The 26088-nt window shown below is 63.0% G+C and carries 27 protein-coding genes and 1 riboswitch; of the genes, 16 read left to right on the top strand and 11 right to left on the bottom strand.

Translation table 11 applies throughout. From position 1 onward, the window contains the following. Nucleotides 1-32: 32 nt before the first annotated feature. On the bottom strand, nucleotides 33-1232 hold the full coding sequence (moeB, locus tag ACSVHC_RS17560; RefSeq protein WP_437770894.1) for a molybdopterin-synthase adenylyltransferase MoeB: 1200 nt from the start codon (nucleotides 1230-1232) through the stop codon (nucleotides 33-35). Nucleotides 1233-1317: 85 nt separating this feature from the next. Between moeB and ACSVHC_RS17555 the strand changes: the two genes are divergently transcribed. Genes ACSVHC_RS17555 through ACSVHC_RS17545 form a run of 3 tightly spaced genes read left to right on the top strand, consistent with a single transcriptional unit; the run spans nucleotide 1318 to nucleotide 2587 of the window. Then, nucleotides 1318-1974, top strand: a complete 657-nt coding sequence (locus tag ACSVHC_RS17555) for a TetR/AcrR family transcriptional regulator (RefSeq protein ID WP_415983880.1) — start codon at nucleotides 1318-1320, stop codon at nucleotides 1972-1974. A gap of 49 nt (nucleotides 1975-2023) precedes the next feature. After that, the gene (locus tag ACSVHC_RS17550; RefSeq protein ID WP_059387503.1) at nucleotides 2024-2248 is read left to right on the top strand and encodes a DUF3107 domain-containing protein; all 225 of its coding nucleotides are present in this window, start codon (nucleotides 2024-2026) and stop codon (nucleotides 2246-2248) included. A 36-nt stretch (nucleotides 2249-2284) separates the two neighbouring features. Next, on the top strand, nucleotides 2285-2587 hold the full coding sequence (locus ACSVHC_RS17545; RefSeq protein WP_437770895.1) for a hypothetical protein: 303 nt from the start codon (nucleotides 2285-2287) through the stop codon (nucleotides 2585-2587). 31 nt (nucleotides 2588-2618) lie between these two features. On the opposite strand, the gene ACSVHC_RS17540 is transcribed toward ACSVHC_RS17545, so the two are convergent. The 4 genes from ACSVHC_RS17540 to thiO form a co-directional block, all read right to left on the bottom strand. Then, nucleotides 2619-2951 carry a 4a-hydroxytetrahydrobiopterin dehydratase gene (locus tag ACSVHC_RS17540; RefSeq protein ID WP_437770896.1) on the bottom strand — a complete coding sequence of 111 codons (333 nt, stop codon included), beginning with the start codon at nucleotides 2949-2951 and terminating at the stop codon, nucleotides 2619-2621. Between the two features lie 60 nt (nucleotides 2952-3011). After that, nucleotides 3012-3818 carry a thiazole synthase gene (locus ACSVHC_RS17535; protein ID WP_345449114.1) on the bottom strand — a complete coding sequence of 269 codons (807 nt, stop codon included), beginning with the start codon at nucleotides 3816-3818 and terminating at the stop codon, nucleotides 3012-3014. 3 nt (nucleotides 3819-3821) lie between these two features. Continuing rightward, nucleotides 3822-4058, bottom strand: a complete 237-nt coding sequence (gene thiS / locus ACSVHC_RS17530; RefSeq protein WP_345449115.1) for a sulfur carrier protein ThiS — start codon at nucleotides 4056-4058, stop codon at nucleotides 3822-3824. Further along, nucleotides 4055-5359 (bottom strand): glycine oxidase ThiO, encoded by a 1305-nt coding sequence (gene thiO / locus ACSVHC_RS17525; RefSeq protein WP_439181161.1) that lies wholly within the window; start codon nucleotides 5357-5359, stop codon nucleotides 4055-4057. The genes thiS and thiO overlap by 4 nt, the downstream gene beginning before the upstream one ends. Continuing rightward, nucleotides 5351-5470: riboswitch (TPP riboswitch) on the bottom strand. (Overlaps the previous gene by 9 nt.) 26 nt (nucleotides 5471-5496) lie before the next feature. Between thiO and thiE the strand changes: the two genes are divergently transcribed. The 4 genes from thiE (at nucleotide 5497) to ACSVHC_RS17505 (ending at nucleotide 10605) form a co-directional block, all read left to right on the top strand. After that, nucleotides 5497-6186: a thiamine phosphate synthase gene (gene thiE / locus ACSVHC_RS17520; RefSeq protein WP_437770898.1), complete on the top strand. Its 690-nt coding sequence runs from the start codon at nucleotides 5497-5499 to the stop codon at nucleotides 6184-6186. 37 nt (nucleotides 6187-6223) lie between these two features. After that, nucleotides 6224-7738: an RNB domain-containing ribonuclease gene (locus ACSVHC_RS17515; protein ID WP_437770899.1), complete on the top strand. Its 1515-nt coding sequence runs from the start codon at nucleotides 6224-6226 to the stop codon at nucleotides 7736-7738. Nucleotides 7739-8026: 288 nt separating this feature from the next. Then, on the top strand, nucleotides 8027-9733 hold the full coding sequence (locus ACSVHC_RS17510) for a DEAD/DEAH box helicase (protein ID WP_437770900.1): 1707 nt from the start codon (nucleotides 8027-8029) through the stop codon (nucleotides 9731-9733). An 8-nt stretch (nucleotides 9734-9741) separates the two neighbouring features. Further along, on the top strand, nucleotides 9742-10605 hold the full coding sequence (locus ACSVHC_RS17505; protein ID WP_437770901.1) for a DNA-methyltransferase: 864 nt from the start codon (nucleotides 9742-9744) through the stop codon (nucleotides 10603-10605). A 73-nt stretch (nucleotides 10606-10678) separates the two neighbouring features. Here ACSVHC_RS17505 and ACSVHC_RS17500 read toward each other — a convergent pair whose 3' ends face one another. Then, entirely contained in the window at nucleotides 10679-11524 is an 846-nt protein-coding gene (locus tag ACSVHC_RS17500; protein WP_437770902.1) for a PHP domain-containing protein, read from the bottom strand. An 80-nt stretch (nucleotides 11525-11604) separates the two neighbouring features. Here ACSVHC_RS17500 and ACSVHC_RS17495 point away from each other — a divergent pair, with 80 nt between their 5' ends. The 5 genes from ACSVHC_RS17495 (at nucleotide 11605) to ACSVHC_RS17475 (ending at nucleotide 18920) form a co-directional block, all read left to right on the top strand. Then, nucleotides 11605-13188 carry an aminopeptidase P family protein gene (locus ACSVHC_RS17495; protein ID WP_437770903.1) on the top strand — a complete coding sequence of 528 codons (1584 nt, stop codon included), beginning with the start codon at nucleotides 11605-11607 and terminating at the stop codon, nucleotides 13186-13188. Between the two features lie 399 nt (nucleotides 13189-13587). After that, a complete protein-coding gene (locus tag ACSVHC_RS17490; protein WP_437770904.1) occupies nucleotides 13588-14595 on the top strand; it encodes a lysophospholipid acyltransferase family protein in 1008 nt (335 codons plus the stop codon). Beyond that, nucleotides 14592-15374, top strand: coding sequence for an ABC transporter ATP-binding protein (locus ACSVHC_RS17485; RefSeq protein WP_439181160.1), 783 nt, complete (start codon nucleotides 14592-14594; stop codon nucleotides 15372-15374). The genes ACSVHC_RS17490 and ACSVHC_RS17485 overlap by 4 nt, the downstream gene beginning before the upstream one ends. Beyond that, nucleotides 15334-17814 carry an FtsX-like permease family protein gene (locus ACSVHC_RS17480; protein ID WP_437770906.1) on the top strand — a complete coding sequence of 827 codons (2481 nt, stop codon included), beginning with the start codon at nucleotides 15334-15336 and terminating at the stop codon, nucleotides 17812-17814. The genes ACSVHC_RS17485 and ACSVHC_RS17480 overlap by 41 nt, the downstream gene beginning before the upstream one ends. Before the next feature lie 254 nt (nucleotides 17815-18068). Next, nucleotides 18069-18920: a HesA/MoeB/ThiF family protein gene (locus ACSVHC_RS17475; protein ID WP_437770907.1), complete on the top strand. Its 852-nt coding sequence runs from the start codon at nucleotides 18069-18071 to the stop codon at nucleotides 18918-18920. On the opposite strand, the gene ACSVHC_RS17470 is transcribed toward ACSVHC_RS17475, so the two are convergent. Then, nucleotides 18921-19748, bottom strand: a complete 828-nt coding sequence (locus ACSVHC_RS17470; RefSeq protein WP_437770908.1) for a YflT domain-containing protein — start codon at nucleotides 19746-19748, stop codon at nucleotides 18921-18923. A gap of 76 nt (nucleotides 19749-19824) precedes the next feature. Between ACSVHC_RS17470 and ACSVHC_RS17465 the strand changes: the two genes are divergently transcribed. From ACSVHC_RS17465 to ACSVHC_RS17455, 3 genes are read left to right on the top strand one after another with little or no spacing between them, the layout of a single operon-like run. Beyond that, nucleotides 19825-21108 (top strand): magnesium transporter MgtE N-terminal domain-containing protein, encoded by a 1284-nt coding sequence (locus tag ACSVHC_RS17465; protein ID WP_236812034.1) that lies wholly within the window; start codon nucleotides 19825-19827, stop codon nucleotides 21106-21108. Nucleotides 21109-21157: 49 nt separating this feature from the next. Then, nucleotides 21158-21799 carry a DUF1003 domain-containing protein gene (locus ACSVHC_RS17460; protein ID WP_437774070.1) on the top strand — a complete coding sequence of 214 codons (642 nt, stop codon included), beginning with the start codon at nucleotides 21158-21160 and terminating at the stop codon, nucleotides 21797-21799. An 11-nt stretch (nucleotides 21800-21810) separates the two neighbouring features. Continuing rightward, nucleotides 21811-22938: an Mrp/NBP35 family ATP-binding protein gene (locus ACSVHC_RS17455; RefSeq protein WP_437770909.1), complete on the top strand. Its 1128-nt coding sequence runs from the start codon at nucleotides 21811-21813 to the stop codon at nucleotides 22936-22938. 4 nt (nucleotides 22939-22942) lie between these two features. Here ACSVHC_RS17455 and ACSVHC_RS17450 read toward each other — a convergent pair whose 3' ends face one another. Genes ACSVHC_RS17450 through sigE form a run of 3 tightly spaced genes read right to left on the bottom strand, consistent with a single transcriptional unit; the run spans nucleotide 22943 to nucleotide 24920 of the window. Continuing rightward, on the bottom strand, nucleotides 22943-23326 hold the full coding sequence (locus tag ACSVHC_RS17450) for a twin-arginine translocase TatA/TatE family subunit (protein ID WP_345449128.1): 384 nt from the start codon (nucleotides 23324-23326) through the stop codon (nucleotides 22943-22945). A 31-nt stretch (nucleotides 23327-23357) separates the two neighbouring features. Next, nucleotides 23358-24239 (bottom strand): hypothetical protein, encoded by an 882-nt coding sequence (locus ACSVHC_RS17445; RefSeq protein ID WP_437770910.1) that lies wholly within the window; start codon nucleotides 24237-24239, stop codon nucleotides 23358-23360. 36 nt (nucleotides 24240-24275) lie between these two features. Further along, nucleotides 24276-24920, bottom strand: coding sequence for an RNA polymerase sigma factor SigE (sigE, locus tag ACSVHC_RS17440; RefSeq protein ID WP_437770911.1), 645 nt, complete (start codon nucleotides 24918-24920; stop codon nucleotides 24276-24278). A 271-nt stretch (nucleotides 24921-25191) separates the two neighbouring features. Between sigE and ACSVHC_RS17435 the strand changes: the two genes are divergently transcribed. Beyond that, a complete protein-coding gene (locus ACSVHC_RS17435; RefSeq protein ID WP_236812041.1) occupies nucleotides 25192-25824 on the top strand; it encodes an O-methyltransferase in 633 nt (210 codons plus the stop codon). 75 nt (nucleotides 25825-25899) lie between these two features. Here ACSVHC_RS17435 and ACSVHC_RS17430 read toward each other — a convergent pair whose 3' ends face one another. After that, entirely contained in the window at nucleotides 25900-26067 is a 168-nt protein-coding gene (locus ACSVHC_RS17430) for a DUF3117 domain-containing protein (RefSeq protein WP_009357720.1), read from the bottom strand. Nucleotides 26068-26088: the final 21 nt, after the last annotated feature.

Below are 26088 nucleotides of genomic sequence, written 5' to 3'. Positions count from 1 at the left end.
ATCGGACCTTTCGTGTTCACCAGCGTCTGGGTTCAGTAAACCGGTTTGCCCGGCTCGACGTCGCGCACCCACGCAAGGATCCCGCCGTCGAGGTGGCTCACGCGCGTGTAGCCAGCGCGCTGTGCGGCCGCGAGCACCGCAGCGGAACGGGTACCGCCCTTGCAGTGGAACACGATCTCTTTGTCTTGCGGCAGTTCCGTCCAGGCCTCTCCCGCCAGGATGCGTCCCTGCGGGATAAGCACCGAACCGTCGATGTTCACAATCTCGTGTTCACCGATCTCGCGGACATCCACCAGTTCAAAGTCGCTTTCCCCCGCCGCGCGGGCCTCGAGCATCCCGGAAAGTTCGGTGGCCGTGACAGTCCGAACCGAGTCGCCTGCGGGCGCCGGGGTGATGCCGCAGAAAGCTTCGTAGTCGGTCAATTCGGTGATCGGCTCGGCCTCCGGGTCTTTCGAAACCTTGATTTCGCGCCAGCTGCCGCCGAGGGCGTCGAAGAGCGCTACGCGTCCCAGCATGGAGCGCCCGACGCCGGTGATCAGCTTGACTGCCTCCGTCACCATGAGCGAGCCGACAGCAGCGCACAGCATGCCGAACACGCCGCCTTCGCCGCAGGACGGGACGGAGCCTGCAGGAGGGGCCTCGGGATAGAGATCGCGGTAGCTGGGTCCATGCTTCTCCCAGAACACGCTGACCTGGCCGTCGAAGCGGAAAATGGATCCCCAGACGTATGGTTTGCCGAGGATCGCGGCAGCATCGTTGACCAGGTATCGGGTGGCGAAATTGTCTGCGCCATCCAGGATGAGGTCGTAGCCGGAGAAAATCTCCAAAGCGTTGGAGGAGTCCAGGCGCACGTTGTGAAGCTGCACGTTGACCAGCGGATTGAGTTCCTTGATGGCGTCACGTGCCGATTCGATCTTCGGCCGACCCACATCGCCCACGCCGTGGATGATCTGGCGTTGCAGGTTGCTGAGGTCGACGTCGTCGTCGTCCACGATTCCGAGCGTCCCCACGCCGGCGGCGGCCAGGTACAGCAACGCCGGAGAGCCCAGTCCGCCTGCACCGATCACGAGTACTTTTGCGTTCTTGAGCCGGCGCTGACCGGCCGCTCCGATTTCGGGAATAATGAGGTGGCGCGAGTACCGTTCGACCTCTTCGGTGGTCAGCTCCGCGGCCGGTTCCACAAGTGGCGGCAGCGAAGACGGCAATGTTTGGGCAGCAAGAATAGTGGCCATACTCCAAAGTATGCCTGCCGCTGCCGCCCGGTCATATTACTGCGCAGTATTGTGGTCATAACTGCAAAGGAAAGGCGGCAGACAAGTGGCTGAGAGTGCACGTATCAAACAGGAGGCACAGGTCAGACAAGATCGGACCGGTTCCCCACGCTCGGCGAGGCTGCCACGCGATGAGCGCCGGGCCCAGCTCTTGAACGCCGCCTTGGAAGTCTTCGTTGCCAACGGCTTCCATGGTGCAGCGATGGACGAAATCGCCGAGACCGCCCATGTCAGCAAGCCGGTGCTGTACCAGCACTTCCCGTCAAAGCGGGAGCTTTACATGGCCCTCCTCGACAGCCACCTGGCCATGCTCACGGACCAGATGCTCACGGCGCTGAATTCGACGTCGGACAACAAGGAACGCGTCCAGGCCGTCATGCGCGCCTACTACCGTTTCATCGCGGGCGATGACCAAGCCCACCGGCTCGTCTTCGAATCCGATCTCATCAATGACCCGGATGTCAGCTCGCGACTGGAGACTTTCAACCGCACCTTCGCCGACGCCGTCGCCAAGGTCATCGCCGAAGACACCAAGCTGCCCCCGCTGGAGGCCCAGCTGCTCGGCCGGGGCTTGGCCGGAATGGCGCAGGTCAGCGCCCGGTATTGGCTCGAAACCGACGGCGATCTGGACCTCGATGTCGCCAGCGATCTGATCTACCGTTTAGCTTGGCGCGGAATCAGTCGCTTCCCGAAAGAGTCCTAGACTACAAATAGAGGACTGAGTAATTTTTGATTGGCTGGGAGGCCCCGCTGTGGAAGTAAAGATCGGCATTCAGAATGTTGGCCGTGAGATCGCGCTTGAGTCCGCTCTCGACGCCGAGGCTGTTGCCAAGATCGTAAGCGAGGCCATTGCCAACGGCACGGACCTGCGCCTGACCGACGAAAAGGGCCGCCAGGTCATCGTTCCCGGCAATGTCCTCGGATACGTGGAGATCGGCGCCGAGGAAGTGCGCCGGGTCGGCTTCGGCGCCCTCTAAGCGATACGCAAGAACACCAGCGAGCCAGGAGTCCGCATGCTCTCACTTGTCATCGTGGCGCTAGCCACCATCGCCTCAGGCTTCATCGTCTGGGGAACTGACAAACACCGTGGCACGTACGGAATCACCCTGCCCGCTGGTGTTTCCGTTGCCGTCGCCATGCTGAGTTGGATGATTTTCATCCAACTTGGCTTTGGCTACCAGCCTGGCGTGACGTGGATCCCGTGGGTCCTGCCGGTCATTCTTGGAACCGTGGCGGCCGCGGTGGCCTCCTACTTCCTGGGCCGTCATCGGACCCGGCACGACACCACCCAGCTGACCGCGGCGCTGCGACTCTAGCTGGCGCTGCGACTCTAGCTCCAGATCCGGCTCAAGGGGTTGCTTCCGGTTTGGCCACTGCCCCCACTTCCGCGGCTGCTTCGCTGGCGCTCGTGGCCGCCCGGATGTCGCGTTGGGTCACCTCGCTCCCGGCGTCATGGGAGGTGTAGCGGATGAACACCCGGTTGTACCGCCAGTCCAGGTCCGGGTGATGGTTCTGCTGTTCGGCGATGCGCCCGACGGCGGCAATCAGCTCGAGTGCGGCAGCCGACGTCGGGCATTTGTAGACGGTGGCGAGTCCGCCCAGGCGGTACCGCCAGTCCGGCAGTTCCGCCAGGGCGTCGTCGATCGCGGACTTGCTGAGGATGTCATCTTTGCCGGCCATCCGGGGCTCCTTCGCTGACGTGGAATTCGCAGGAATCCCCGGAGCGGCCAGCGTAGGCCTCTAGAGGAACTCGGCCCGGCCTTCCATCGCCGAGGACGCCAGGGCGTGTTCCCGGCGCGGGATGCGGCCGGCCTGCTTCGCCAGCCTACCGGCGATGACAGCGTGTTTGAAGGCTTCGCCCATCTGCACCGGGTTCTGCGCACGGGTCACCGCGGTTGCCAGCAGCACGGCGTCGCAACCGAGCTCCATGGCGAGTGCGGCGTCGGACGCGGTTCCGATGCCGGCGTCGAGTACTACCGGCACAGAAGCCCGGGACACAATGAGTTCGATGTTGTGGGGATTCAGGATGCCCAGTCCGGTGCCGATAGGCGCGCCCAAGGGCATCACCGCTGTGGCTCCGAGGTTTTCCAATCGAAGCGCCAGCACGGGGTCGTCGTTGGTGTAGGCGAAGACCTTGAAGCCGCGGTCCACCAGCTTCTCCGTTGCGTCCACGAGCTCCACTGCGTCAGGCAGCAGCGTCTGTTCGTCGGCGATGACCTCGAGCTTCACCCAATCCGTTTCCAGCGCCTCCCGTGCAAGCTCGGCTGTCATGACAGCATCCTTGGCGGTAAAACAGCCGGCCGTGTTGGGCAGGACACGGATGCCATGGTCCACGAGCAACTGGAAGAGCGAACCTGTTTCGGTCGGCGAGTATCTCCGCATGGCAACGGTGGTGAGTTCGGTGCCCGAGGCCAGCAACGCCGCCCCCAGGCCGTCCAGGCTCGGGGCTCCGCCGGTGCCCATGATGAGGCGAGAGCCGAACTCGACACCGTCGATCACCAGGGCGTCGGTTCGGGTGCTTGCTTCGTGTGTGCTTGCTGTCGTCATGGTTCAGCCTCCCTGTACTGCGGTAACGATTTCGAGTTCGTCGCCCTCTGCGAGCGCGGTGGCAGCCCACTGGCTGCGCGGGACCACTTCGGAATTGCGTGCGACGGCGACGCCGATCTTGCGTCCGTCAGCCGCCTGGCCGCTGGAGTCCACAACACGTCCGGTGACGTGGCTGACGAGGGTGGTGACAGACGCGTCGTCGCTCAGTGTGTGGTCTGCGCCGTTCAATTTGATGTTCATGCGTGGTCCTTCGGAAGGGGATTTGAGGTACCGGCCGATGGGCCGTCTGTTGAGGCCCGTGCCGCTGAAAGCTGGTGGGAGAAGCGGTCCGGGCGGAATTTGTTCCACCGGGGATCCGCGGTGCCGTCCATGAGCCCGACGCAGATCTTCGCCGCTGCCGGAGTGAGGAGTACGCCGTGGCGGAAGAAGCCGCTGGCCACGATGAGGCCGGGCACGGTTCTTTCGCGACCTTCCACGCGGCCCAGCAGCGGTGCATTGTCCGGAGTGCCCGGGCGCACTCGGGCAGTTGCTTCCAGAAGTTCCAGTTCGGCCACAGCCGGGACAAGTACCTGGGCGTCGCGGAGCAATTGGTACACACCACCGGCTGACACCGGGTTGGCCGATCCCCCGGACGCCGACAAGCCGTCTTCACGTTGCGTCGCGCCGATCACCACCGTCCCGTCGTCGCGGGGCACGATATAGACGGGCACTCCGCGCACCATTCCCCGGACCGTGGCGGTGACCAGGGGTTGCAGGTGCTCCGGGACGCGCAACCGCAGTATGTCGCCATAGACCGGACGCAGCGGGAGTGACAATCCCTCCGGCAGGCCGTTCAAGCGGGCGGCATCCAGTCCGTTGGCTACCACTGTTTCCGTGGCGAGCACTTCGATTCCTGAGCCGAGCACGGCCCCGACGACGCGCCCGTCCTCCCACAGGAGGCCCGCCGCAGTGTCGTGGATCGCAAAACCGTCATCGGCCCCCGGAATCCAGCTGGAATCGCCGGGCTGGTGGTCTGCCAGCGCGCCCAGAATCGCGGCCGAAAGCCGGCGTGGATCCACTTGGTGGTCGCCCGGGATGTCGAAGGCGCAGGAAATCTGCGGGCTCAGCAGCGGCTCACGCTCCCGCGCCTCGCGCAACCGCACGGATTCCACCACCAGGCCATTGGCCAGCTGGACATCCCGGAGATCGGCGAGCGCCCGGCGGTCCGCAGCGTCCGCGCCGACGGCGAGGGTCGGCGTCGTACGGTAACCCGTGCTGCGGCCGATGCTCGAGCCGGTCACATTGCGTTCGAAGTCCGGCCACAATACCGACGATTCGAGCATTAGCTCCAGGAGGTCCTCTTCCTGGTAGTGCAATTCGCTGACCGGCGCCAGCATTCCCGCCGCCGCGAACGTAGCGCCGCTGGCTGGTGCGGGATCGATGAGGGCAACCGAACGGCCGGATCTGCGGGCTTCCCACGCGATGCCGAGGCCAATGACACCGCCCCCGATCACCGCGACATCCGCGCGCAGGGGTTCGTGCTGGCTGTTCACTTCGTCCATGGAGTCCTTCCCTACGCCGGTATTAGCCGGATCAGGTCAAGCGGTCGGCGCTGAAGCCCTCTCAGCCGCGCGGCGATTGTGACTGCCGCCGCGGCTCCCGCGGTACCTGCCCAGTTTAGAGGAACTACTCTGTTTCCATGACCCAGCACGATGTCCACACCACCGCCCGCCTGTACCTCTGCACCGACGCCCGCAAACCACAGGGTGATTTTGAGCAGTTTGTCGATGCCGCATTCGAAGGCGGCGTGGACATCATCCAGCTGCGCGACAAGACGATTGAAGCGGCGGAAGAACTCGAACTCCTGGAGATCCTGCAATCCGTGGCCCATCGTCACGGCCGTCTCTGGGCAGTCAACGACCGCGCGGACGTAGCATCCCTCTCCGGCGCGCCGGTGTTCCATATCGGCCAAAAGGACATTCCGCTGCGCTCTGCCCGGAAATTGCTCCACGACCCCACCATCATCGGCCTCTCCACGCACACGCCGGAACAGATTGACGCCGCCATCGCCGCGTCGCCTGGCCGCAGCGGCCTGGACTACTTCTGCGTCGGGCCGGTGTGGGCCACCCCCACGAAGCCGGGACGCTCCGCCGTCGGGCTCGATCTGGTGAAGTACGCTGCCAACGCGGTGAAGCAGGCAGACGAAGAGACCGTCGGGGGCGTCGTGCTCCCCTGGTTTGCGATCGGCGGGATCGATCTCGGCAACGTGGAAGAGGTAGTTAGGGCCGGCGCCAGCCGCATCGTGGTGGTGCGGGCAATCACCGAAGCGCAGGATCCGACGGCAGCTGCCCAGGCGCTCCTGGCTGCCCTGGACGCAGCGGCGGCCTAGCGAGACGCCGCGAGATTTTGGAGTTACCCTGACTTTCGTGTCACACCAGCGGATAGCCCCGAATGTCAGCGAAACGTCGAACCAGCTTGCGGAAGCGCTGGCGGCGCTGCGGACTGAACTCGAGCTGCCCGCAGGTTATCCCGCTGAAGCGCTGCGCGACGCTGAAGCCGCGGTTTCCGGACACGCCCTGCCGGCGCAGGACTTCACGGATGTTCCATTCATCACGATCGACCCGGCTTCTTCCACGGATCTCGACCAGGCCCTCTTTATAGACAGGTCCGGCGATGGTTACAGGGTTTTCTACGCCATCTCCGATGTGCCCTCCTTTGTACCCCCGGGAGGAGCGCTCGACGCCGAGACCCGCCACCGCGGGCAAACGTACTATGCCCCGGACGGCCGCATACCGCTGCACCCCGAGATCATCAGCGAGCATGCCGGAAGCCTGTTGGCCGGCCAGACGTGCGGCGCGTTCGTGTGGGACTTCGAACTCGATGCCGAGGCAGAGTTCCGCACCGTCTCCGTGCGTCGGGCAAGCGTACGCAGCCGCGCCAAACTCAGCTACAAGGGTGTGCAGGCGGAGATCGATTCCGGAAGGGCTGATCCCATCCTGCAGCTGCTCAAGGAGGTCGGGCTCAAGCGGGTGGAACTCGAACGCCGCCGCGGCGGCGCAAGCCTGAACATGCCTGAACAGGAAATCGTCCAACTGCCCGACGGCGGGGGGTACAGGATCGTCGCAGCCCCCTCGCTGCCGGTTGAGGACTGGAACGCCCAGATTTCGCTCATGACCGGGATGGCCGCCGCCCAGCTGATGCTCGATGGCAAAGTGGGGATTTTGCGCACCATGCCGGCCCCCGATGAGCGCTCGCTGCTCCATTTCAAACGGCAAACGGGGGCGCTCGGCAAGCCCTGGACCGAGGGGACGAGCTATGGAGCGTACCTGCGGACCCTCGATGCCAAGGACCCCCGGCAACTGGCCATCCTCCATTCAGCAGGGCTGCTTTTCCGTGGTGCCGGCTACACACCCTTCGACGGCGAGGTACCGGGCAGCGTCATGCAGTCAGCCATCGGGGCACCCTATGCCCACACCACCGCGCCGTTGCGCCGGCTTGTCGATCGTTTTGTGCTGGTCATCTGCGAAGCTCTGAGTAATGGAACAGAGATCCCTGCATGGGCCCGGAATGCTTTGCCGACCCTGCCGGTGATCATGGCGTCTTCCGACCAGCTTGCCGCCAAAATGGAACGCCTGGCCTTGGACACGGTGGAGGCAGCGCTCCTGGTGAACCACATCGGACAGGAATTCGACGCCGTAGTGATTTCCGGATCGAAGCCCGCCAAGAACAACGGAAACGGTAACGGGAACAGCGCCAATGGCAACAACGGTAATGGCAATGGGAACGGAGCCCCGCACGGCCCCTACGGCATCGTCCAGATCGCCGAGCCGGCAGTCACCGCTCGTTGCGACGGCGAAATGGAGTCGGGCACTAAGGTCCGTGTGAAACTGCTGGACGCGGACATTGCAACCCGCCAAATCACCTTCGAACTGATCCCGTAGCGCACTCCGTTCGCAGGCCCGGGACCGGGATCCGGGGATTATCGCGCCCAGACGTTAGACTGAGTGAGTAGTAATGGATGCCCGGTCGTTGATTCAGTTAATTTTTTGACATCAACAAGCCCGCCCCTACGCGATCTTGAGATACACCAACTGGTCCCCAGTGCCAGTATTTAGATAGCCCGCGATCGGCTTCCACTGGATTTGCTTGCGCCCATCCGTGCTCCGGAACGGCCCTGCCACAACCGTTGAGCACGCAGCGCAGCCCAAATGAATAAGGAAAACTCCACTGTGAGTGAATTGCACACCCATGAAGTTCTGACCGACGGAACCGAAACAATCGAACCCGAGGAAACCATTTCCTCGGACGAAACACCCCACGAGATCGCAGAAAAGACCTTCGCCGACTACAACGTCCGCGCCGACATCGTTGAGTCCCTCGCCGACGCCGGAATCACCCACCCGTTCCCCATCCAGTCCATGACGCTCCCGGTCGCCCTAGGCGGTCACGACATCATCGGCCAGGCTAAGACCGGTACTGGAAAGACTCTCGGATTCGGCATTCCGGCACTGCAGCGGGTCGTCGGACCGGACGACGCCGGGCACGACAAGCTCGCTGTCCCGGGTGCACCCCAGGCCCTCGTGATTGTTCCTACTCGCGAACTCGCCGTTCAGGTGGCCAACGATCTCCAGACGGCGTCCCGGAAGCGCAACGCCCGCATCGCCACCATCTATGGCGGCCGCGCATATGAGCCCCAGATCGAAGCCCTGCAAAAGGGCGTCGAGGTTGTTGTCGGCACTCCCGGCCGTCTGATCGACCTCTACAAGCAGAAGCACCTGAACCTCAAGAACGTTCGCATGGTGATTCTCGACGAAGCAGACGAGATGCTTGACCTCGGCTTCCTTCCGGACGTCGAGACCCTGATTGCCGGCACACCCGCCGTCCGCCAGACCCTGCTCTTCTCGGCCACCATGCCTGGCCCGGTCATCGCCATGGCGCGCCGCTACATGACGCAGCCCACGCACATCCGTGCCGCCGACCCGGACGACGAAGGCCTGACCAAGCGCGACATCCGCCAGCTCATCTACCGTGCCCACAGCATGGACAAGGTCGAGGTCGTCGCCCGCATTCTGCAGGCCCGCGGCCGCGGCCGGACCATCATCTTCACCAAGACCAAGCGCACCGCAGCCAAGGTTGCCGAGGAACTCGTGGACCGCGGCTTCGCAGCCGCCGCCATCCACGGTGACCTGGGCCAGGGCGCCCGCGAGCAGGCTCTCCGCGCCTTCCGCAACAACAAGGTGGACGTCCTCGTGGCCACCGACGTCGCCGCCCGCGGCATCGACGTCGATGACGTCACGCACGTGATCAACTACCAATGCGTCGAAGACGAAAAGATCTACTTGCACCGCGTTGGCCGCACCGGCCGCGCAGGCAACAAGGGCACGGCCGTGACGTTCGTCGATTGGGACGACATGCCGCGCTGGGGCCTGATCAACAAGGCGCTGGGCCTGAGCTACCCGGAACCCGTGGAAACCTACTCGTCGTCGCCGCACCTTTTCGAGGAACTGGACATCCCCGCGGGCACCAAGGGCCGCCTGCCCCGCGACAAGCGCACCCTCGCCGGCGTCGACGCTGAGGTTCTGGAAGACCTGGGCGAGACCGGCAAGAAGAACTCCCGTTCAGGCGGCGATTCCGGGCGTGGACGCACGGGACGCGACGCCGGGCGTGATGGTGGCCGTGAAGGTGCACGCCGCGGTACCAAGTCCAGCGATGCTCCGTCCCGCGAAGGAGACGGTGAGGGCGGACGCAACCGCACCCGCCGCCGTCGTACGTCCGAAGGCGAAGCAGCCCCCGTTGAGGCAACGGCCCAGTCTGCCGAGCCGCAGTCCGGCGAGGGCTCGGACAAGCCTTCCCGCGCACGCCGTTCCCGCACCCGCCGCCGCAACGGCGAAGTGGTCTCGGCTTCGGGTGCGTCCGGCGAGAGCACCGAGGCTTAACGGCCTCAATGACTGACATTGTTTGGGCGCCGGACGGCAGCAATTTGGTGGTTCACGCGGACAACGCGGATTTCCTCCCGACGCTGCCGGACGGCGCCTTCACACTGATTTACGTGGACCCGCCCTTCAATACGGGCCGGGTCCAGAGCCGCCAGGAAACGCGCATGGTCCGCAACGCCGACGGCGACGGCGACCGCGTCGGCTTCAAGGGACGCTCCTATGACACCATCAAGGGCGCCCTGCACCGCTACGACGACGCGTTCAGCGACTACTGGTCCTTCCTGGAACCCCGGCTCGTGGAGGCCTGGCGCCTGCTCGCCGACGACGGCACCCTGTACCTGCATCTCGACTACCGCGAAGTGCACTACGCCAAAGTCATGCTGGACTCGATCTTCGGCCGCGAGTGCTTCCTGAACGAGATCATCTGGGCCTACGACTACGGCGCACGCGCCAAGAACCGCTGGCCCACCAAGCACGACAACATCCTCGTGTACGTCAAAAATCCTGCAAAGTACCACTTCGACAACGCCGAGGTCGACCGTGAGCCGTACATGGCGCCGGGCCTTGTAACGCCGGCCAAACGCGAACTTGGGAAGCTTCCCACGGACGTCTGGTGGCACACCATCGTTTCCCCGACAGGCAAGGAAAAGACCGGCTACCCGACGCAAAAGCCGGAAGGCCTGGTCCGGCGCATCGTCACGGCATCGAGCCGGCCAGGAGACTGGTGCCTCGACTTCTTCGCGGGCTCAGGAACCCTTGGTTCAGTCGCGGCGAAGCTCGAGCGCAGGTTCGTGTGCGTGGACCAGAACGCCCCGGCCATCGACGTGATGCGCAAGCGACTAGACGGCAAGGCCACCTTCTACCCCAACTGACTCGCAGTTGTTGTCGTTTTGACGCCTGTAAACGACAACAACTGCGAGTCAGTTGGGCCACGCGGGGCTTCCGTCAGCGGACCACTGAACTTCCGGTGCCCAGCTCCTCGATGCGGGCCAGCACATCGGGTGACGTCAGGTTCTCCCCGAGCAGATTGGGCTTGCCGGTTCCGTGGTAGTCGGACGATCCGGTCATGAACAACCCGTGTTCGGCAGCCATGCGCCGCAGGAACACGCGGCCTTCCTCGGGATTGTCGCGGTGCTCCACTTCCAGCCCCAGAAGGCCGGCGTCGATCATTTCCCGGTAAGTCCGCTCCCCGACCACCCGGCCGCGGGCCGAGGCCACCGGATGCGCGAAAACGGGGACACCGCCCGCCGACCGGACGAGCTCGACGGCGAGCGCCGGATCCGGTGCGTAGTGCTGCACGAAATAGCGCGAGTGCGAAGTCAGGATCGCCGTGAACGCCTCGGAGCGGCTCGCCACCGCACCGGCCGCCACGAGGGCGTCGGCGATGTGGGGCCGGCCCACAGTGGCACCCGGAGCCACATGATGGATGACATCGTCCCAGCTCAAGGGGTAGTCCTCGGCCAGGAGCGTGACCATCCGTTTAGCGCGGGTGAGCCTCGCGTCTTTCGCCTTGGTGATTTCCTCGAGCAGGCCGGGATGTGCGGGATCGTGGAGATAGCTGAGCAGATGGACGCTGATCCCCTCGCGGGTGCGGCACGAGATCTCTATCCCGGGCACGAAAGCCACTCCGAATTCGAGGGCCGCGACGGAGGCCTGCTCCCATCCGTCAGTGGAATCGTGGTCGGTCAAGGCCACAACATCCAGACCCGCAGCAGATGCGGAAGCGATCACTCCCGCGGGAGCCTCGGTCCCGTCGGAAACATTGGAGTGCGCGTGCAGGTCGATCTTCACTTTCCAAGCGTATTTGATTCGGGACGGCTTGGACCGATTCTGCGTTGGCCTAGTGTCGGCCTTGATGGGACGATGGGACGGTGAACGATGCAGAAAACACCCAAAACGGTGAAACCACAGCCTCCCAGCCCCTGGAGGAGCGCGTCAACAACCGCTCCCAGCGGCCCACGTCCGATGCCTTCAAGGCATTCATGGCCAGCAATTGGGCACCAGCGCCGCAGGTGACCCCTGCGCGTGACGCCGTCGCCGACCATGCCGCCACGCGTCGTCGGGCCATCTCCGACAAGTTCGCAGGCCTGCGCCTCGTCGTACCGGCCGGCCCGCTCAAGGTCCGCTCGAACGATTGCGACTACCGCTTCCGCCCCCACTCCGGCTTTGCCCACCTCACAGGCTTGGGCCTGGACCACGAGCCCGATGCCGTGCTGGTCCTGGAACCTGTGGAGGAGGGAACCGGCGACGACGGCGGCCACCACCTCGCGACGCTCTACTTCCGTCCGCTCGCCGGCCGGGACACTGAACAGTTCTACGCCGACTCGCGTTCCGGCGAGTTCTGGATCGGCGCGCGTCCGACGCTCGCCGAATTCGAAGCGCGCCTCGGGCTCAGGACGGCGCATCTCGACGAACTAGAGATGGCCATCACCAAGAACGTGGGTGCCCCGGAAATCGGCGGCATCTCCATCCGCCTGGTCCGCAAAGTCGACGAGAACATCGATGCCCTCGTGGATACGGCCCGCTACAACACAGCCAAGGATCCGGAGAACCTGGACCTCGGCGAGCTCGATGCCTTGGACGAACTGCTCAGCGAGGCGCTCTCCGAGTTGCGCTTGCTCAAGGACAACTGGGAAATCGAGCAGATGAAGACCGCTTTAGCGGCCACCGTCGAGGGTTTCGCAGAGGTGGTCCGCGCCCTCCCCCGCGCCATGACCCACCACCGCGGCGAACGCGTCATCGAAGGCGCCTTCTTCGCGCGTGCCCGTGAGGAAGGGAACGAGCTCGGCTACGACACCATCGCTGCCGCCGGAAACAACGCCACGGTACTGCACTGGACCCGGAACACCGGCAAGGTCAACGCCGGGGAACTCGTGCTGCTCGACGCCGGTGTGGAGGCAGATTCCCTCTACACGGCCGACGTCACGCGTACCATTCCGGCCAACGGAAAGTTCTCGGACATCCAGCGCAAGGTCTATGAAGCCGTCCTTGACGCCGCCGACGCCGGATTCGCCGCAGCGCAGCCGGGCGTGAAGTTCCGCGACATCCACACCGCCGCCACCACGGTCCTCGCCGAACGCCTTGCCGAATGGGGCCTGCTGCCGGTTTCCGTGGAAGAAGCGGTCAGCGCCGAAGGCCAGCAGCACCGCCGCTGGATGCCGCACGGCACCAGCCACCACCTTGGCCTGGACGTCCACGACTGTGCCCAGGCCAAGCGTGATCTCTACCTGGACGGCGTACTCACCGAGGGCATGGTGTTCACCATCGAACCCGGGCTCTACTTCAAGGACGAGGACCTTGCTATTCCGGAGGAATACCGCGGAATCGGCGTCCGGATCGAGGACGACATCCTGATGACGGCTGACGGTCCCGTCAACCTCAGCGCCGCCCTCCCCCGCAAGGCCGACGACGTCGAGTCCTGGATGGCGGGGATCTACCAGGACGCCGACGCGTAACCACTGAGGCAGAACGCACGAGGAGGGCTGCCGGATCTTGATGATCCGGTGGCCCTCCTCTTTTGTTAAAACACGGAGACGCCGGCTTCCGTCCACTTAATTTCGGGTTTTTTACACTGAGATTTGCCCTTTTGACCACTGAGATTGGCGAAATCCACACGGAGACGCCCCTCGGCACTTGTACCCTCCTCCTAGGCGCAGCACCGATAGTCGATCCCCCGTTTGGTGCTGTTGCCATGCTTGAGATGGCATTTTCTCCATCTTCGAATCGGCCAAAGCGAGGAGGTGAACACACATGGAGATGATCTCAGAAGATGTGCTGGAGGCGGGAGCCACCCTGGCCTGTAACAGCGGGTGCCTGTGCACCTGATCTAGCGCTCGGTTCGTTGGTGGCGAGGCTTGCGTATCGCCACCAACGAACCAAGTGAGATACCAAGGATACGAACAACACTGATTTGGGGGAACAGCGTGCGCTTGCCACTGTTCAATATTTTCGACTTTCCGAAGCACAAGCATTTCTATGAGGCGATCCATGCTGCGGGGCCAGCTGGCGCGTGGAACCTTATGAAAAAGCTAGACGCCCTCGACCGGCCCATCTACCGGGCAAACCAACCAGACTTAGACAATTTCGAGGTCTTGAAGGCCCGAGCCCTGGATTTCATGAATGCGGTCCCTGGGCTTGATGGCTTTGACCTGGAATTGCACGCCACGAGCTTTGCTGAGTACGGACCGAAGCTGCAGTTTGAATCGACTTTCATCAATCTGTGGATGAAAGACCCTGAGACCCTGTTTCGGGATGTTGTGGACGTCGATGGACGCGAGCACCTTCACGAGGCGGCATCCAGAGGTCGAGGGGTAATCGCGCTCCCGCTGCATTTGGGACCCTCATACGTTGCCATTCCCATGCTCGCTTATGAAATGCCGACGACGACTCTCTACAATCGAATGAATTTTGACGAGATCCGCGCAGCGTCCTTTCCTGACTTGGACTTCCGCGGGATCCGGCTCGGGAGTACATCGGCGATACGCTCCGCCATGGAGGCCTTGAGCGAGGGCAGGATCTTTTCCATGTTCCCTGAACTGGACCCTCGTGGAGTAGATGAGCACCATGCCCGAATTCCATTCTTGGGGACGACCATCATGGTTCCGACAGGTCCGATACTTCTGAGCTATGCTTCCGGTGCCCCTATGGTCCCACTTACGCTCAGGGGTATCGGCGACGGCCGCTTTCGCCTCAAATACCATCCTGCAATACCACCGCCGGCATCTCCAGATGACCGTCGCCGCTCCGTGCTGGCCGTTTGGGATGTCATTGAGTCGGAGCTTCTCGCCGGAGACCTTGGAGAATGGGAAATGTGGTTCGAATTTGACCGGATGCTCCCCCAGGTCTGGACCGTCGAGACATGACCGTTGTCCAACTTCCCGCCATTTCCCTCAAAAGCGTTCGTCGCCACTATCGCGACGGTGCCGGACAAGAGAAGGCTGCACTAGATATCGCTGAACTAGAGATCCGACCAGGTGAACTTGTTGCCGTCATTGGCCCATCCGGATCCGGCAAGTCAACTCTGCTCCAACTGGTCGGTGGAATCGATTCGCCGACTGCGGGGAGTATCGACGTAGCAGGACTCGAGGTCTCCGGGATGGACGAAAAACAGAGGACAATCTTCCGGCGGGAGAATATTGGATTCATTTTCCAGGCATTTCATCTTGTTCCGAGCATGACGGTGGTGGAGAACGTCGCGTTGTCATCGATTGTTTCCGGTCAAAGAGGCTCTTGTTGGCGAGCAGATGCTCTGGTTCTTCTCGATCAGCTGGGACTGTTTGAATATGCTGATAGATTTCCCGATCAGTTGTCAGGCGGGCAACGTCAGCGGGTCGCCGTAGCTCGAGCGCTCTTCGGGGGTCCCAGCGTCGTCCTCGCCGATGAACCGACGGGAAGCCTCGACTCGAGGAACAGAGATATTGTTCTCCGTCTGATTCGCGACGCGATTGGCGACGATCGTCGTACCAGCGGACTGATGGTCACCCATGATCCATATGCTGCGAGTTATGCCGACCGGATCATCGCGCTGCAGGACGGAAAGATCATTGATCAACTTGACCTGACCCTCAACGGGCCACACCGGGAGGGAGATTCTCACCATGATGAGCGCGTTCGCTCGTGGTTTGCGGCAACTTCGCTTTGATTTTCCCCGATATGGAGTCGCAGCGGTTGCGCTGGTGTTCGGCGTTGCACTCATTTTCGGCACTCTGCTCACATCGAAGAGCATCAACGACCAGCTGTCGGAAGGAGCCGGCTCGCTGTCAGGCATAGGCGACGTCGCGGTCGTGCCTGCCATTCCCGGAACCACAGTCCCGGAGAGCGCAGTAAAGGGCGTGGCGGATCTCCCTGGCGTTGCGACGGCGATCCCGACTCTGGCACGAAATTCAAGCGTCCGGCCTGCAGGAACCATCGGAACAGGCCGCCCGCTGACGGTTACGGGCTACCCCGCTACGTTCAACACTGAGCTTCAACTTATGAGGCTTGAGCTACGGGGCGGGCTCCCTACGGTAAACAAGCCTGAGGCACTGGTTCCGTCCGACGTGGCTTTGCGCTTGGGCGTGGACATAGGCGATTCGCTCGTGGTCGCGTCGAGCGACGCTACCACGCAACTGCGCGTCGTAGGCGTGTTCAATGGCAAGGTTCTTGGTCCGTTGGCGTACGACAACATTTTTGTCGACTTGTCCTACGCCCAGATGATATTCAACCAGCAGGGCCAACTATCAAGGGTTGACATCCAGCTGGCGGCCGGGAACTCCGCTGAACGCTGGCAGAGCGACTATTCGTCCAGCCTGCCTCCTCAGTTCAAAGTACAGGACACTTCTGCCCTCAATTCGACCCTCGGTCCCCTCATCGCGGTTGTTTCACTCATCTTGATGATCGCCTCCGGCACCGTACTGGGCATCTCGTTCCTCCTATCAGCGACGGCCTTCCAGTCCGTCGTGAATTCCCGCCGGCTGACTTATGGCGTCATGCGCACTGTCGGCGCCCGCGGATCCTGGCTGGCAAGCGCCGTCTTGTGTGAGGCACTGATGCTCGCGTTCGCGTGCTCGGTGGTCGGGTTGGGGCTTGGGTTTGGCGTCAGCTGGATCCTCAACCAAGTCCTTTCATCGATCGGCAACATACCTCCGGCAACCGTGGCGGTCGAACTTTGGCAAGTTCTGCTTGCCATCCTGAGCGGGGTCGCTGCGGGATGCGCCGGGGCCGCCCGGGCCATCGTGAAAGTGCTACGCCAGGCCCCTCTTACGGCCATCTCACCTGAAGTCGCGGAGCGCAGGTCTGGGCAGAGACTCCGTGCCGCTGTCGGCAGCATGCTCCTCGTATTCGGAGCCGGCAGCTACTGGCTTGACTCCGTCGTCGTGAAGCTCGCCGGATTCGTCGTATCGCTGGCCGCCGTGGGATTCCTTGCTCCGTTAATTCTCGAAGCCACCAGCAGGCTACAGATCTTCAAAGGGTGGACAGGCAAGGCCGCGGCCCAGCGTCTCCGCAAACACGCATCGCTCGACACTACGACGGCCATCATGGGCATTGTCGTCTGCCTGGGTGCGGCCCTCGTGATCGGAGTCGGATCTGTGAGGAGCGCCATGGTGGAGCAAATTGCTCGTCAATTCGGGGCCGACATTCAAATATCGTCCACAACGCCAATCACTGGGAAATTAGACGAACGCCTGGGGTCAATTCAAATGATCAACAGGGTTTCGGACACTGTTTGGGACCGCGCAGCATTGCAGTTCCAAGGGACCTCAAGCCAGGTTGCAATCCTTGCTGTAGATCCAAACAGCTATTTTGCCACAGCCCAGCTTCCATGGCGCCAGGGAAGTGACGGGACCGCGCCACTTGCCCTGGAAAAGGGAGGCGCGATCATCGTTCCTGAAGCTCTCGCCGTGAGCCGCGATATTTCCTTGGGCGATACCGTCAGATTAGACCGGGCTGGCAAGACCCTCTCACTTCGCGTTGTCGGGACGTTTGCGTCGTTGGCAACAGGGAACCAAGTGGTGATGAGTCGTGACACGGCTGCCGAGCTCGGAATCACTGGATCCAACGGCTGGAATGTAGAAGCGAAGCCGGGTGTCGACGTCACAGCGCTCCGGGACCAGATCGCCTATTCAGTTGCCGACATCCCTGGGGTCTCGGTGATCACAGCCGCCAAAATGAAGGAGCGCGCAGAATCAGAGCTCGGCTCATACGCCGGAGCTGCCTTCGGCATCGTGGTGCTTGCACTCAGCCTCGGTGCGGTCGGCGCCGCCGGCCTGTTCTCAGTCTGCGTCGCTCGTCGCGAGAAAGAGTTCGGGATGCTGCGCGCGATTGGTGCCACCCGCGGCGACATAACGAGGCTAGTCGCTGCTGACGCGATTTTGCTCGGAATTGCAGCCCTTGCAGGCGGTCTTCTCGTTGGCCAGTTGGCTGGGTGGGTCCTGACCCAGCTTGTCGCCGGAGCACTCGGCGTAACGCTGAGCCCTACTTTTACCGTCCTGGCATTCAGTGGAATCGCAATTGTCACCTTGACGGCGTTATGCCTTGCGGCGATAGGACCAAGCCGCAGGGCGGATCGAATAGAGCCGTTGGCTGCCCTGAGGGCTGAGTAATGGCCGATGGAACAGGAGCGAAGATGGGTTTTCGTCCCTTGAGATTGCGGGACAGCGTGCTGATATTCAACCGCGATTGTCGAATGCAGTTCATTTGCACCATGGAACTCAGGGTCCTTGAATTCGACGTATCCCCGTTTGTGATCGACTTGATCCCCTTGCTTGACGGGTCGAATTCCGTCGAAAGGATCGAATCGGTCCTCGAAGGAAGTGCCGGGTTCAGTCGGAAATCGCTTGAGAACGTCCTGGCCATCATGGACACCGAGCGCCTTTTTGATGCATACCCGCAGCCGGAGCATTCGAGCGCAAACAGGTTCGAACGTCAAGAGAGGCTGTTTCAGGAGTTCGCATCTACGTTTGGGCTTGCCGACTCGCCATTTGAGTTGCAGGAGAAACTCAATACTTCAAAAGTGGTGGTCGTGGGAGTCGGCGGGACCGGGACAGTGCTTTTGCAATCCCTCGTCGCGGCAGGTATCGGCAGAATTGAGATTTTCGATCCGGACATTGTAGAACTCACAAACCTGAATCGACAGGTCCTATACCAGCCCGGCGATCTAGGCCTGGCTAAGGTGGATGCCGCGGCCCTACGGTTCAAGTCGATCAACGAGAACATTCAAGTCATCACGAACCGTTTTCGAGTAGTTGCCGCGGCTGACCTCAAATCGGCGTTGAAAGACGCGAGCCTCGTGATCGGATGCGCGGATGAGCCGGACGTCGTCGTCATCTCGGATTTCATCGCTGAAGCCGCGACGGAAGCGTGCGTTCCCCACATCATTGGTGGCGCGTACGGCGGAAACCTAGGCGTGCCAGGCACCAGCATCATCCCTGGACAGACAGTGTGCTGGCAATGCATCCGTTCACAGACCATGAACGATCACAAACGCTCCGACTTCCTTCCGCTCAAGGGTAGAACGAGGAGCGGGGGAAGCATCGCGGCGATTTCGGGATTGGTGGCGAATCTGACGGCGTGGGAGGCCACGCGGATCCTGCTCGGGTTGCCGCTTGCGCTGTCCGGGCAGGTGCGGGAACTCGACCTATTCACCTTGGACTGGCGCGTCCGAAAGCTCGCAGGCCTTCCAGATTGCAGGTGTGCGGCCCAACAATAGCTACTGCTTGGCCGGATCCTCACCGTTGGCGGCTTGCTCGCCGGTTCCGGGTTCATTCACCCGCACACCGTACTGCGGACGGCCGTCGGGAAGATCCGGGTAGCGGACGCCGGCGGTCGGGCGCGCGGCCGCGGCTGGGGCCGGGGCATCCGCAACAGGTTGGGCGGGCTCGCCGGCCGTGCCCTGTCCGCCTTCGGGTCCGCGCTGGCCATAGGGGTCCTGCCACGACGCCGGACGTTCCGGGCCCGGGCCTTGGGGTGCACCTGGATGGACCGGCGGGTTCCGGTAGTCCTGCGGCGTGTATGCCTGCGGCGGCCGGCCGAAGGCTGCCTCTGAAGGGTTCATCGGCAACTGGTGGAGGAGACGGCGGGCTTCGTTGGCTGCCTCAAGCGCGACAATCACGTCATAGTTGGTCGCCACTACCTGGCTGGTGGAGGTGAAGTCCCGCTTCCCGCGCTGAGCAGCGTAGGTGACGATCCCGAAGAGCATGAAGAATGCCGCACCCATGAGGACCGAGGTCACAATCGAGAAGGGTCCCCCGGCAGGGGTAAAGAACGAAAGCATGACGCCCACGAACAGGCCGAACCACATACCGCTCAGGGCCCCGGACAAAGCGACCCGCGGGTAGCTGAGCCGTCCCGTTACCCGCTCCACCATTTTGAGGTCGTTTCCGACAATGGAGACATGCTGGACGGGGAACTGCTGGTCGGCAAGATAATCCACCGCCTTCTGGGCATCGAGATAGGAAGTGTAAGAGCCCACGGTGTCGCCCTTGGGGACGCTGCGGGATTCCTCCGTGGCCTTAGGGGCACCGAAAATGTTCGCCATACCCCCATTCTGTCCCATACACATGTGAACCGGCTGAAATTCAGCTAAAAGAGAGCAGACTCGGTAGCCTGTAAGGGTGAGCACAAATCCTTCACGCATCTTTGTTGCGCGCTTGCTCGGCCTCGACGTTTTCGACCCCCTCGGCGATCGCCTGGGCCGGCTGCGTGACGTCGTGGTGCTCTCGCGCGGCCTGCGCGGGGCCCCGCATGCAGTGGGTATCGTCGTCGAAGTCCCCGGCAAGAAGCGCGTCTTCGTTCCCATGACCAGGCTGACGTCCATGGACCAGAGCCAGATCATCTGCACCGGACTGGTAAATCTGCGCCGATTCCAGCAACGCGGTGCCGAGCAGCTGGTGGTCGGCGAGCTGTTTGACCGCAAGGTGACCCTCAAGGACGGCAGCGGCGACGCCATTATCGAAGACATCGCTATGGACCAGCAGCGCAACGGTGACTGGCTGGTATCCAAGCTTTTCATTCGACGCGGCACGTCTACCTCCAGGCTCCGGGGGCTGCGCCGCGGTCACACCCTCCTGGTGGACTGGGCGGACACGCTGCAGGGTTCCGAGAACGATCCCCAGGGTGCCAGCCATTTCGTTGCCACCCACGAGGACCTCAAACCGGCCGATTTTGCCGACGCACTCCAGGAGATGTCGGACAAGCGACGGATCGAAGTGGCCAGCGAGCTCCAGGACGAACGCCTCGCCGACGTGCTCCAGGAATTGCCGGAAGAGGACCAAGTGACGCTCCTGTCCGCCCTGGACAACGAACGCGCAGCCGACGTACTGGAAGAGATGGACCCGGACGACGCGGCAGACCTGTTGGCAGACCTTCCTTCCGCGAAGGCCGAGGAACTGCTGCTCCTGATGGAGCCCGACGAGGCCGACGACGTGCGCCGGCTCCTGCAGTATGACGAAGACACTGCCGGCGGCCTCATGACCCCGGTTCCCGTCATCCTTCCCCCCGAAGCCACCGTCGCTGAGGCTCTGGCCCACGTGCGCAGCGAGGAACTCTCCCCCGCCCTGGCCTCTGCCATCTTTATCTGCCGCCCGCCGCTGGAGACCCCCACGGGACGCTTCCTCGGCGTCGTGCATATCCAGCAATTGCTCCGCAGCGCCCCGCCTGAACAACTGGGCAGCATCGTGGACAAGAACCTGGAGCCGGTTTCCGATCACGCCAGCGTCAGCGAGGTCAGCCACACCATGGCCTCCTACAACCTAAACTCCCTCCCGGTCGTGAATAGCGCCGGTCGCCTCGTAGGGGCGGTGACTGTTGACGACCTCTTGGACCATTTGCTCCCGGACGACTGGCGAACCCACGAAGACGGAGCCCCGATCAGGAAACTAGGAGGCCGAATTGGCTGAGAAGCCCACCAGCGGAGGACTTGACACCCCGCTCGAGCTACGTTCCCGCATGCTGCCGAACTTCGGCAGCGATCCCGATGCCTTCGGCCGATTTGCCGAGCGCTTCGCCCGCTACATGGGTACGGCGAATTTCCTGTTTTATATGACGATCTTCGTGATCGTCTGGATTGCGTTCAACGTTATTGGCTTGTTCGGCTTCCAGTGGGATCCGTACCCGTTCATCCTCCTGAATCTTTTCTTCTCCACGCAGGCCTCCTACGCCGCACCCCTGATCCTGTTGGCCCAGAACCGCCAGGACGACAGGGACCGCGTGACAATCGAGCAGGACCGCGCCCGAGACGAGCGCAATCTGGCCGACACCGAATACCTGACCCGCGAGGTCGCGGCTCTTCGCATCGCCTTGCGCGAGGTCGCTACCAGGGACTACGTGCGTGCAGAACTCCGCTCGCTGCTGTCGGATCTTCTCGAAGCGCAGGAGGAATTGGGTCCGAACAATTCCGGCGGCTCCAGCAACGGCGAGAAAGCCAAAGACAAGATCAAGGACAAGCGCAATAAACAGCGCAATCCCCCCACGCAACAAATCCCCAAGGTCCATCCGGCGCATTCCAGCGCTGACCAACCTGCCCCCGACCTCTCGGCCGTCGGCTCGCCGGCGCCACACTCAGGTCCTCCCGCCCAGCCCGAAAGCTGAACATCCACCCCATGAGCACACCATCCGTCGAGGCTCTCAACGCTGCCTTGGCAACCGTCATCGATCCCGAACTCCGCCGGCCCATCACTGAGTTGGGGATGCTGGATTCGGTAGAGGCCAGTCCGGACGGAACCGTCCGGGTTGTGGTGCTGCTGACCATCGCCGGCTGCCCCCTGCGTGAGACGATCACGGCGGACGCCACGGCTGCCCTTAAGAGGGTTCCGGGCGTGACGGGCGTCGAAGTCGAGCTCAAGGTCATGACACAAGCGCAGCGCGACGCACTCAAGGAACAGTTGAGAGGCGCAGGGGGGCAACGCGGAATCCCCTTCAACGAACCGGGCTCCCTGACGAAAGTCTTTGCCGTGGCCAGCGGCAAGGGCGGTGTGGGAAAGTCCTCGGTGACGGTCAACCTTGCGTGCGCCCTTGCGGCACAGGGGCTGCGCGTGGGAATCGTCGACGCCGACGTCCACGGCTTCTCCGTCCCGGCGCTCATGGGAATCACGCAGCAGCCCACACGGGTGGACGACATGATCCTCCCGCCCGTGGCCTTCGGCGTTAAAGTGATCTCCATTGGCATGTTTGTTTCCGGGAACAAGGCGGTGGCCTGGCGGGGACCCATGCTGCACCGTGCCCTGGAGCAATTCCTCACGGATGTCTATTTCGGCGATCTGGATGCCCTGTTCCTGGATCTTCCGCCAGGCACGGGCGATATCGCCATCTCGGTGGCACAGTTGCTTCCCAACGCGGAAATCCTCGTGGTGACCACCCCGCAGGCCGCAGCGGCGGATGTTGCCGAGAGAGCCGGAACCATCGCAACGCAGACCGGCCAGAAGCTTGCCGGAGTCGTCGAGAACATGTCCTTCCTCGAAATGCCCGACGGCGGCAGGATGGAATTGTTCGGAAGCGGCGGCGGGCGGGTGCTGGCTGAGCGGTTGAGCGCCGCCGTCGGGACCGACGTTCCGCTGTTGGGACAGATCCCCTTGGACATCCGTCTGCGCGAAGGCGGAGACGCGGGCCGTCCCTTGGTGTTGACGGCTCCGGAGACGGCCGCCGCACAGGCACTTCAGGGCATCGCCGGAAAGCTCAACGCCAAGCCGCGCGGCCTCGCCGGAATGTCCCTCGGGATCCAGCCGAAATAGCTTTTTAGGTGGCCTCGGCGTCGAAGGGCGCCTTTTCACCAATGGAAAGCCGTTCAACAACGCGCTCGGGAACCTTCGTGGGGGTGTCCACGGCGGCCACGGCGACAGGCGCACCGTCGCTGACAGGCTTCGTGTCGTCGTCGAGCAGTGCTTCCTTGATGATCCGGCGCGGATCGTACTGGCGCGGGTCATACTTCTTCCAGTCGACTTCATCGATGTCGATGCCGACTTCTTCCTTGATCTGCTCGCGGGCACCGGACGCCATGCGCCGCAGCTCCTTGACCAGGTTCGTCAGCTTCCGCGTGTATTCAGGCAAACGGCTGGGGCCGATCACGATGACGCCGATGATCAGCAGGATGAGAAACTCCGAGCCATTGATTCCAAACACGTATCGAAGATTACCTTGTCCGTTGGTCCGCTCAGAAACCTGCGAGGCCCGCCAGGGCATGGAGTCCCCGTTGCAGCCGTTCGTTCCAGGTCTCGGCGCTGTTCTCGGCGGGCCGGGCCACCACCAGCGAATCGCCCGCCTTCACGAGCTCAGGAACGGCTCCCGCAGCCTGATTGGCAGGCATGTCGGAGGAATATCGCAGCACGGCCACCGGCGAGGAATAGACGGCCTGCCACGGGGCCCCTTGGGTGATGGACAGTTGGGTTCCTGAAGTGCCGGTGCCCTCCAAGTGCTGCTCCACGAGGGTGGCCTGGTGGTCACCGTCGCTGAGGTGCAGCTCGACGGCGGGATGCCCGTCCTGCATCAAGGCCCGGGCGGAAACCACGTGGTATCCCATGCTCGCCATTTCGGGACATGCCCAGCCGTCTCGCCGCAGTTCGGACAACTGCTGCTCGCTCAGGCTCACCGTCCCGGCCACGCTCGCGGGCAGACTCAACTGCGCACCAGTCACGGGAAGCTGCTCTCCGACGTTTGCGGGCACGGTTGAACTGACCAGCGTCCGGACTTCCTGCTCTCCGCGGTTGGAGGCCTGCGGCGTAACTTCACCGCCGACCGCGTAGGCTGCAACCGCCAGGATTCCGGCGCTCACGGCGAGTCCGCCGGCCGCGGCGCTGGCAAGCCGGATACCGTGCCACACGCTTCGCTGGGGCACAGGGCGCGCAGGAAAATCGGATTGCGCCAACCGCTGGGTGTGTTCGATCAGCCTGTTGGTGAAATCCTGGCTCGCCTCCGGAACCGCGGCACGGCGAAGCCGTTCCAGGTACTGGCGCTCCCGCAGGACCGCGGCGTGGCATTCAGAGCATTCCTGCAGGTGCCCCGGGGCGCGGCTGTGCCGGATACTTCCCCGGGGCAAACCACCGCGTCGTCCTTTCAGCAGACCCATCGGCGACTAAAGGAGACCGGCGATGCGCGGCATCTTGAGCCGCGGCTTACGGGCTTGGACGGGCCGCGGATCCCTATGCGCCAGCTTTTCACGAAGCATTGTCCGTCCGCGGTGGATGCGGGACCTGACGGTTCCGAGCTTCACGTCAAGTGCTTCGGCAACTTCGTCGTACGAAAGGCCTTCCAGATCGCAAAGCACGACGGCGGCGCGGAAGTCCGGGGGGAGTTCTTCCAGGGCGCGCTGGACGTCGAGATCGAGGTTGTTCAGCTCGAAGCTCTGCTCGGGCCCGGGTTCATGCCCCGGCAACCGGGATTCGGCGTCTTCGGCCAAGGCATCGAAGCGTATGCGGCTCTTCCGACGCGCCGTATCAAGGAAGAGGTTGGTGGTGATGCGGTGCAGCCAGCCGTCGAGTGTGCCTGGCTTGAAGTTTTCGAGCGAACGGAAGACCCTGACGAAGACTTCCTGGGTGAGGTCTTCGGCGTCGAACTTGTTTCCAGTGAGCCGGTAGGCAAGGCGGAAGACCTTGGCGGAGTGGTTCTCCACCACTTCTTCCCAACTTGGCCTGACCCACTCTTCGGCCGGAGGGGCCGTGTCGGTGGAACCCAGGACTGCTGCCGTTGTCTGGACTGGCGCAGCACTTGATGCCCGCATCGTCCGCTCCCCTCAAACTGTTTGTCATCCTGCCGGTCACTCAGGAGTTCGTTGCCGGCCCTCGCTTGGATGGCTGGATATACATCATCCCAGTCTTGCCTGAGATTTTGCTGATCACAGGCAGGCTTTTCCCGCAGAGCGAACATTGTCCGGAGGACACGCGGGAGGACACCCGGAAAGACACAGAATTGCGGGCCGCGGGCGTCCGGGCCGGACGCCCCGTAGCCAGTAGTCTGGAAGCAATACCCCTCTGCCTGGAAAGCGAACCCCCATGAGTGCCGACAAGTCAACCAGCTGGTCCTACGCAGAAGATCTGCCTGCCGAGGACGACGTGTTGCTTCGCGCCCGTGAACGCTCGTTCGAGCTGGGCGTTACTCCCGTGAGCCCAGGCGTTGGAGCTGTCCTGACAGTCCTCGCCGCGGCATCGAAGGCCCAGACGGTTGTAGAGGTCGGATCCGGAGCTGGCGTCTCCGGCGTTTGCCTGCTGCGCGGCCTCAGCCCGCAGGCTGTGCTGACCACTATCGACGTCGACGTCGAGCACCTCAAGGCCGCCCGTGAGGCCTTCCTGGAATCCGGCAGCCCCGCGAACCGGACCCGGACCATCTCCGGCCGTGCAGCCGACGTCTTGCCGCGGCTCACCGACTCCGCTTACGACCTCGTGTTCATCGACGCAGACAAGCCCAACTTCCCCCGTTACGTCGAGCAGGCCATCAGGCTGCTCAAGTCGGGCGGAACACTGGTCATCAATGACGCCCTGGACAAGGACAAGGTTTCCAACCCGGCTGCCAGGGACAGCACCACCGTGGTGTTGCGCCAGATCGGCAAAGCCATCCGCGACGACGAGCGACTCTCTTCGGCGATGCTTCCCACCGGCGACGGCTTGCTCGTAGCGGTCAAGAAGTAACCGGCCAGCCTTCGCTTTCAGCCTTAAACATGAAAGCAGGGCGCCGGCTCTTCTGCCGGGCCCTGCCCAGTGAATCTATTCGGTAACGCCTACGAGGCATTCCTTGAGGTTCGCCGCCTCTGCTGCGTTGAGCTCGACCACCAGCCGTCCTCCGCCTTCGAGCGGCACACGCATGATCAGGCTGCGGCCCTCTTTGGTTACTTCCATAGGGCCGTCGCCAGTACGTGGTTTCATAGCCGCCATTAGGAAAATCCCCTCCAGTTG

The sequence above is a fragment of the Arthrobacter sp. KNU-44 genome (assembly GCF_051843155.1).
Lineage (GTDB): Bacteria > Actinomycetota > Actinomycetes > Actinomycetales > Micrococcaceae > Arthrobacter.
The sequence above is the reverse complement of the archived record's forward strand: the minus strand, read 5'-3'. Positions and strand labels throughout refer to the sequence as shown.